General features: G+C 67.6%; 6 protein-coding genes and 1 pseudogene. 4 read left to right on the forward strand and 3 right to left on the reverse strand.

Going from position 1 to position 8,139, the window contains the following annotated elements; all coding sequences use genetic code 11:
- Nucleotides 1–122: 122 nt before the first annotated feature.
- Nucleotides 123–341 (reverse strand): hypothetical protein, encoded by a 219-nt coding sequence (locus ACWGJB_RS39410; protein ID WP_453384843.1) that lies wholly within the window; start codon nt 339–341, stop codon nt 123–125.
- A 303-nt stretch (nt 342–644) separates the two neighbouring features.
- Between ACWGJB_RS39410 and ACWGJB_RS39415 the strand changes: the two genes are divergently transcribed.
- The 4 genes and pseudogenes from ACWGJB_RS39415 to ACWGJB_RS39430 all read left to right on the forward strand — a co-directional run bounded on the left by ACWGJB_RS39415 (nt 645) and on the right by ACWGJB_RS39430 (nt 4,919).
- Nucleotides 645–1,475, forward strand: a complete 831-nt coding sequence (locus ACWGJB_RS39415) for a hypothetical protein (protein ID WP_453384844.1) — start codon at nt 645–647, stop codon at nt 1,473–1,475.
- A gap of 161 nt (nt 1,476–1,636) precedes the next feature.
- Nucleotides 1,637–2,074: pseudogene (locus tag ACWGJB_RS39420) on the forward strand (transposase); the annotation flags it as partial.
- Nucleotides 2,075–2,557: 483 nt separating this feature from the next.
- Complete coding sequence (locus tag ACWGJB_RS39425; protein WP_453384854.1) at nt 2,558–3,640, forward strand: IS110 family transposase; 1,083 nt, start codon at nt 2,558–2,560, stop codon at nt 3,638–3,640.
- Between the two features lie 365 nt (nt 3,641–4,005).
- Nucleotides 4,006–4,919, forward strand: a protein-coding gene (locus tag ACWGJB_RS39430) for an IS5 family transposase (RefSeq protein ID WP_453384845.1) whose coding sequence is annotated in 2 segments (ribosomal slippage) — nt 4,006–4,353 and nt 4,356–4,919 — 912 coding nt in all. Because the reading frame shifts where the segments join, the coding sequence is not laid out codon by codon here.
- Between the two features lie 877 nt (nt 4,920–5,796).
- Here ACWGJB_RS39430 and ACWGJB_RS39435 read toward each other — a convergent pair.
- Together ACWGJB_RS39435 and ACWGJB_RS39440 are read right to left on the reverse strand one after the other, a co-directional pair.
- Entirely contained in the window at nt 5,797–7,473 is a 1,677-nt protein-coding gene (locus ACWGJB_RS39435; protein WP_453294562.1) for a hypothetical protein, read from the reverse strand.
- Between the two features lie 212 nt (nt 7,474–7,685).
- Complete coding sequence (locus ACWGJB_RS39440; protein WP_453384846.1) at nt 7,686–8,063, reverse strand: LamG-like jellyroll fold domain-containing protein; 378 nt, start codon at nt 8,061–8,063, stop codon at nt 7,686–7,688.
- Nucleotides 8,064–8,139 lie beyond the last annotated feature (76 nt).

Consider the following 8,139-nt stretch of genomic DNA (forward strand, 5'->3'; position numbering starts at 1 on the left):
GACCAGTCCGGCCACGCCGAACTGCAGGGCCACCGGCAGTGTGTGCGCGGCGGTGACGCCGTGCACCCGGTGCAGCAGGACACGCGGTCCGCTGCCGCCTCCGAAGGTGACGGTGGTGCCGCTCAGTCGCAGGATCCCGGCGGCGGACAGCGAACCGTTACCCTCGGCCGACTTCCCCCCCCGACCAGCACACCGCGCCCACCGCCCGGGGTCACGACCATGCCGAGGTGCTCGGGGACGCCGTCGTCGTTGCGCACCGTCATGCCGAGCGAGCCGTCACCCGAGCGATCGAGCTGCGCCACGGCGTTCGTGATCGTCATGTCCACGTCGGCGACGTCCACATGGACATGGCCCGGGCCGCTGGTGGACACAGGAGCGGAGGCGGCGGCATGTGGAGAGGACGGGCTGCTCGCACATCCTGCTGCCAGGACGGCGAGTGCCACGGACAGGGACACTGAGAGGGAGAAACGGCCACGCGGTGTTGTGCCGGTCATCTTTGCAGTATGCCAAGATTGATTCGCGGGCCGGCAGCCGCCCCCCGGTACCGCTTTCCACTTGCCTGAGCCGGCTGCCGCCTTGTGGTTCTCGGGCCAGGAGACACGCAGGCTCGCCGGGCGGTACGGACACGACGGAGTGGGGGTGCCATGGGACTGGCCATGTGCCCGTTGTGCAGTGACGACGAGGACATCGAACTGGTCCGCATCCTGGACGACGGACGCCGGGTCGTGAAGCACCGGTGCGGCTACGAATGGGAGCACGGCGAGCCCGCTCCTACGAAGAAGGAGCAGCCCCGCTCCTTCGGCGACCTGAAGGCCCGCTTTCCGGGACCCGACGATGTCGACCCCAGGTGTCTGGCGCGGGCGGCCCGGCTCAAGGCGCGGTACCTGGCCACCAAGCCCCACTTCGATCCCCAGGTCGCCGCCTATTGGTCGAAGTACCGGGAGATCTTCTCCCCCGAGGGGTTGCACACGTGCGACCCCAGAGTGCTCAAGGACTTCGCCAACTCCGACGTCGGAGCCCACCCCGGCAACCAGGCCACCTTCAACTCCGCCTGGAACCTCATGGGCGACGCGGCGGCAGGGGAGACGACCCGCAAGACGATCGAGTACCTCTTGTACGGGCCGGACGACATCCCCCTGGAGGACCGGCTCCAGCATCTGCTGGCCGGCGTGAAGCCGTTCGCCATGACCGGTTTCAAGGAGGCGCTTCTCACGAGGGTTCTGTGCGTGGTGCAGCCCGAGCGGTTCCTGTCGATCCTCAAGTACACGACGGAGGCGGGCGGGAAGCGCGAGATAGCCCGGGCGGTCTACGGACTCGACCTGCCGACACCCGAGTCGGTGAACCGGACCCTCGGTCGGCTCATCCTCTGGAGCAACGACCTCCTGCACACGCTGGTCGGCGAGGGCTTCGTCAACCAGCAGCACTCCGCCGCGTTCCTGTGGTGGGCCAAGGACCAGCCTGAGGGGTTCGGATAGGTCGGGTTTTCCTGCCTGAGCCGTGCGAGGCGCCGGAGGCGCAGGTCTGCGCATGGCTCGGACCGGGGTGGGCGTCCGACGAGCCGGCATTCCTGATGTCCGTCGAGCTGGCGCCGGTCACGCCCGGAACCCTCCCAACCGGCTACGTGCTGCGCACCTGGAGTGTGCCCCTGACCAGCCAGGGAACCGACGCCGCCAAGAAGATCGTCGGCAGGAAACGGGGCATCCTCACCGACACGATCGGACTCATCCTCGCCGTGACCGTCACTGCCGCGAGCCTGTCCGAGAACGCCGTCGGAATCCGGCTCCTCGACCAGGCCAAGAAGACCTACCGGAAATCCTCCAGAAGTTGGGTCGACACCGGCTTCAAGAACGCCGTCATCGAGCACGGCGCCAGCCTGGGAATCGATGTCGAAGTCGTCAACAGGAACCCCGGAGTTCGCGGCTTCCATGTCGTGAAAAGGCACCGGGTTGTCGAACGAAGGATTGGTTGGATCATGCAGCGCCGGCGCCACGCCCGAGACTACGAGACCCTGCCCTCCGGCTCCGAGGCCATGATCCACGTCGCCTCGATCGACAACCTCACCAAGCGCATAACGCTGCGCTCTGGCGCGTGCGTAATTCTGGACCTGGACGACCAGCGCGAGGTCATCCGTGAGGTGGCCGCCGAGGTCGGTGCCCGGGTCGCCGCTTTTGCGGCTGGCGATCCTTGATCGCGCCGTGCGTCTTTGTGTGCTGTTGTGCTCGGCCGGGATCAGGTTCGGGGTGTTGCGTGAGGGGGATTGAGTATGTCCTGCGGTTCCTGAGTGGTAGAGAGATGAGGGGCGGGAGGATGGGCGGGTGCTGTCCCGGGTCCGGGGTCTGACTCATGATTTCTCTGACCGAAGTGTCTCGATCACACGGTGTCGGCCGTTGGCCGGGGATGGTGCGTTGTCGGTGCCGGGCCGGCGGGGTGTGTCCCGATAGGGGCCTGCCGATTGTTGTGGCGTCCTCACGATTCTGACCGTCTGACGCGGCCCGGTACCGGCAACGCGACGTGCCGTCGGACGGGAAGGAGAGGAACGGGCATGTCCAGTTCGACCGTGCCCAGTACGTCGCCGGCTCCCAAGACCCGCCGTCGTCGCCCGGCGGGGGAGGTGGTTCTTGGAGTGGATACGCACCGGGATGCCCACGTAGCCTCGGTGCTCTCCGCGACGGGGGCAGTCCTTGCTACCGACGAGTTCCCGGCCACCGCGGCGGGATACCGAGCTCTGCTGAAGTGGGCCAGGAAGTCGGGAACCGTGAGGCGGGCCGGAGTGGAGGGGACCGGCTCCTACGGGGCGTCTCTGTCCCGCTATCTGCTGGCCCAGGGCATAGACGTGTTTGACGTGAACTGGATGGACCGGGCGGATCGTCGTCGGCGCGGCAAGTCGGATCCGCTCGATGCCCAGAATGCTGCGCGATCCGTGTTGAGCGGGCGGGCCCGTGCCAGGGCTAAAACGGGCGACGGGCCGGTGCAGGTTGCGAGAATGTACAAACTCACGAAGGTGTCGGCAGTCAAGGCCCGGACCCAGGCCATCAACCAGCTGAAGGCCGTACTCGTCACTGCGGACCCCGTCTTGCGGGAGGAACTGGCCCAACTGGGCAATGCCGAACTCTTCCGTACCTGCGCACTGTTCGCCGATGCGCGTGGTCGCGAGGACGTCGGCGCGGAGTCGGTGGCGCAGGCCACCCGGATCACGCTGGCCCTGCTGGCTCACCGGATCGGCCGGCTCTCCGAGGAGATCCGGGACGTCGAGGCTCGTCTGACCCGTCTTGTGGAACGGCATGCCCCGCAGCTGCTCGACGTGGTGGGGATCGGTCCGGACACGGCGGTCACGTTGCTGATCACGGTGGGGGACAACCCGGAACGGCTGGACAGCGAGGCGGCCTTCGCCGCGCTGTGCGGGGTCAGCCCTGTCGAGCGCTCCTCGGGACGCCGGCAGTACCGTCGCCTCAACCGCGGCGGCGACCGGCAGGCCAACGCCGCGCTCCACCGCATCGTGTTCACCCGCCTGCGGGTCGACCCGCGCACTCAGGACTACTACGAGCGCCGGATCAAAGAGGGAAAGACCCGGCGCGAAATCGTCCGTTGCCTCAAACGCTATGCGGCCGGGGAGGTCTTCCACCTGCTAGGGTCTGTCTGACAAATGATCACCGAGCCGGGATGTGCGTGCTCGTTCCAATTGCCTTGCCGTTCTGACGTCGGCCAGTGAGTCTGGACTGGTGCCAGGACAAGGGAAAAGAAGGCGGCGGCAGGAGGCCGAGGCTCGGCGGCTTGCCGCTCGCACCGCGCCGGACGCGGGGCAGTGGGAAGTGATTGTTGAGACTCGGGACCAAGCGGAGATGCGCACGCAGTTGTGCCGCCTTCGGGAGGCAGGAGTCGACGGATCGATGATCCGGATCGACACGCTGTGCGGGCGCCTGGCACTGCCGACCACCTACCGGCTGAGCCGGTTCGTGACGGACCCCGGATGGGAGTCCGAGAGCGAGCGCTCTGATCATTGATCTTGTGGCAGGTAGAGGTGAGTTGACGGACGCGGCATGGGAGCGAATAGAGCCCCTGTTGCCGCGGGTGGATGGGCGGGGTCGTCCGTGGCGTGATCACCGGCAGGTGATCGACGGGGTGTTGTGGCGGTTGCGGACCGGTGCGCCGTGGCGTGACCTGCCGAAACGGTATGGGCCGTGGCAGACGGTCTATGAGCGGTTCGCCCGCTGGGAGGCGGATGGCACCTGGGCCCGCCTGCTGGAGCAGGTCCAGGTCCGGGACGACTCCGTCGGAGCCGTGGAGTGGACGGTGTCGGTCGACTCCACGATCAGCCGAGCCCATCAGCACGCCGCCAGCGCCCGCAAAAAGGGGCGGCGGCGGCAGGGGACGAACTGGAAGATCCGGCACGCGCGGCGGCTGGCCAGGCGCTCGGCCGGTCCCGCGGCGGGCTGACCACCAAGGTCCATCTCGCCTGTGACGGCCGTGGCCTGCCCCTGGCCGTCGTCGTCACACCCGGCAACGTCAACGACTCGACCGTCTTCGATGATGTCCTGAACGCCTTGAGAGTGCCCCGGACCGGCGCCGGACGGCCTCGCCGCAGGCCCGACGCGGTCATCGCGGACAAGGCCTACTCGTCCCGGGCGATCCGCCAGTCCCTGCGCACGCGGGGCATCCGTACGGTGATCCCGGAGCGGGCGGATCAGAAGGCCAACCGTGTGCGGCGCGGCCAGGCCGGCGGCAGACCGCCGGCCTTCGACCGCGAGCTCTACAAGGCCCGCAACGTGGTCGAGCGCTGCTTCGGCCGCCTGAAGCAGTTCCGCGCGATCGCCACCCGCTTCGACAAACTCGCCACCCGCTACAAGGCCGGACTCCGCCTTGCCGCACTCATCCTCTGGCTCCGCGAACCCATCCGAGATCGTTTGTCAGACAGGCCCTAGGACAGCTACAGCCAGGACCCCGCTCATAGGGGCTGTCGTGACAGATGAGAGGGTCAGGCGGGTGAGTGAAACGCCAGTGAACACCCTGCAATACCGCTTTGACGGGCCAGAAGACGCTCCTGTCCTGATCTTGGGTCCCTCACTGGGTACCACATGGCACATGTCGTAGAAGGCGTCCAGGGGCGTCCATCCAGTCCTGTGCGGGCATATATGTCCAGCTTCGAGATCCTGTGCCGAGAGGGTGTCCACGGGGTTTGTGACTCGCCCGTGACAGCTGGCAGCGTGATGAAACCCCCGTCGGCTGGTTGTGTTTTGGTCTGGCTCGGCGGTATGGCTGGCGCGGTGGTGGATATCGCGCGCGCTGAGCCCAGACGTACTTGATGCGGGCCTCTTCTGTGGCGGCTTCCCGGTGGATGCGCCTGTGGTTTGCCGCTTCGATGTCTGCAACGCGCCTGTGCTCGGAGGTTGCGCTGGCGGGCGTGATCTCCTGGATGGGCCCGCAAGCTGGTCTTCGGTGGAGCGTTCGACGGTGTCGGTCCGTTCGCCGGCTGGGTGTGGCTGGCGGTTGCCGCGGATGTGGGCGGTGGGTGAGTGCAGTGCGCTGGCTTCGGTCGCCGAGAGTGTGCGTGGGTAGACGTGGACGTCGGCGACGGAGCTGGGGAAGGCCAGGTAGGGGGTGGTGGCGGAGGCGCTGTTGATGCAGCCGCCGGTGGTCAGGGGCATGGAGGAGCCGTACGGGGGGGGCTGAGGTTGGTGGCGGTCCGGTTGAGGGTGCCGTGCTGGTAGAGGGCCATGTTGCCGCTGGTGGAGCCTCCCGGGACTGGTGCCCGGAAGGTGGCGACGAGGTGGGTCCAGGTGCCGTCGCCACGGGCAACGGCTAGCGGACGTCGACGTAGTCGGTGACCCGGGCGCTTCTGAGGTAGTGGTTTCCGGTCTCTCGGCTGAGCGCGAGGGCCCAGGTGCCGTCCTGCTTGGCGGTCGCCATGCCGATGAGGTGGCCCTTCTTGTCGGTGTCCAGCTCGCAGACGTAGTGGTAGGTGCTGGAGCCGCGCGGTTTGAAGTAGAGGGTGGGCCAGGCGTCGTCGGTGAGCGGTTTCCAGGTGTTGCCCTTCTTGTACTGGAGGGTGCCGCCGAAGCTGATCGGCTGTCCCTTGCGGACCGGGTCGGGGGAGGCGTGGAAGCCGGTGATACGGGTGGCGTAGCGGTAGAGGTGGACGGGCTTGGTGGTGCTGGTGCCCAGGTCGGGGTTGCCGTCGAAGTGGGCCCGCCAGTAGGCGTCGGTGTCCGGCGCGGTGAGGGTGCGGGCGAACGTCTCCAGGGTCAGGGGTTTGTTGTGGCGGATCGGGAGGGGAACGGTGGTGGCGTTCTTCCAGCCGGTCTTGCCGTCCTCGGAGTACTGCAGGGTGACGGTGGGCTTGGCGGGCCATTTGGCGCGCGTGTCTTCGTAGTAGACGTAGCCGGAGACCTTCAGGGATCCGTCGTCGTTGAGGTCGGCGCTCATGTCGGTGTGGGTGGTGTAGGCGACGTGCAGGCTGAAGGGTTGGGTGGCGACCTGCTGGAAGGGCATGTAGTCGGCGCCGGCGAAGAGTTCGGCGTTCGGGGCGGGGCTCTCCGAGGAGACACGCAGGGTGTAGTCGCCCCGGCTGTCGGTGGTCGTCTGCCCGGCCACCACCGAGGAGCCCTCAAGGGTGATCGCGGTGTTCGGCAGCGGTTGCCAGCCGGCGGTGGTCTGAATCTCGGCGTGGCCGGTGACGGTTCCGGTGGCGCCCTGTGCCAAGTTCAGGGCGTGGGTGCTTGCCGTGAAGCGGACCGGTGCCTGGGTGGTGTGCAGCCACTGGGTGGGGTATGTCGACAGGTCGATCGCTCCCGGGTAGCTGCTGGAGGCCTGGGGTGCGGCGGACAGCCGGAAGGACTGCTCGGTGGGGACGTAGGCGGCGGTGAAGCGGCCGTCGGGGCCGACGGTCGCGGTCGTGATCGTCCGGCCGAGTCCGGTGTCGGCGACGACGTCGACGGGGGTGCCGACGGCGGGAGTCGGGGTGTCGGGGGTGCGGGGATCCCGGGCGACGACGATGCCGCTGACGGAGACCTGCTGGTGGAGGTAGTCCGGCACACTCGGGGTGGCCGTGAGACCGGAGATCGTGAGGATGGTCCGGTACCGCAGGGGGTCAGGGGAGAGGGCGCCGGTGACGGTGGCGCCGGAGGCGTCCTGCAGATCGACGGTCACCCGGTAGTCACGGAGGTCCGCCAGGTGGACCGGCGCCCGCCAGGTACCGGATGTGGCGTCCTGTCCGGAGTACTGGGTGAAGTCCTCGGTCGATCCGGCCTCTTGGGTGCCGTCCGGTGCGTCCAGCGGATAGAAGTGGGCCGTGATGTGGGTGATCGGGCTGTCGGAGTGCGCGGTCACGAAGACCAGACCTGGCTCGTTCCAGCCGTTGGCGTCGACCAGGACGGGGCCGCCGGTGGTGCCGTCCGCCCAGGCCGGGGAGAGGCCCGTGAACAGGCTGGCGGTCAGTGCGGTTGCCGTGGCCGCCGCCAGGAAGGCGCTGCGTCTCATGATGGTCCCCCAGAGGACTGGTCGTCTCTGCAAGCGGGAGCGCGAGGCCCGGACTGCGGTCCCTCGGCGCTCTTGGATCGGTCAGGTGATCGAGAACTGTAGTGGTGTGCTCTGACGGTTCGGTACGTAGGTCTGCTGCGTGATCGTCCCGTCGGACCTGGCAGGCGCTCGACCGCAGTGACTCGGTCGAGCGCCTGAACGTCCCTCAGTGGTCAGTCGAGTTGGCTGATGGCGGGGTAGTCACCGGTAGCGGCTGCGTCGGCGGGAGGCAGGGCGGTGTTGTAAATGTGGATGTCGCTGATGCCTGCGTTGGCGTACTCGCCGTAGGCGCCGGAGGAGAGTTTGCGGCCGATCTGGAGGGAGCCGGTCGCGTTCCAGGGAGTGTAGGTCCAGTCCTTGGCGGCGGTGAGCTTGCCGTCGACGTAGAGCCGGATTTCCTGGTTGGTGGCGTCGAAGACGCCTACCAGGTGTGTCCATTTGCCTATGACGGGCTTGCTGCCGTAGGTGGCCTGCCAGACGGCACCGCTCGCGTCGGTGCTGTGTCTGCCGAAGGCCCACGCCTGGGAGTGTCTTTTTCTTGGCTCTTCCAAGATTTTCGTAGGCGTTGATCGCTGCGACAGGGGTGTTAGCTGAGCAGGATGAGCTGGCGGAGGAGGCGGTGTCCGG

The organism is Streptomyces sp. NPDC054813, from assembly GCF_053611365.1.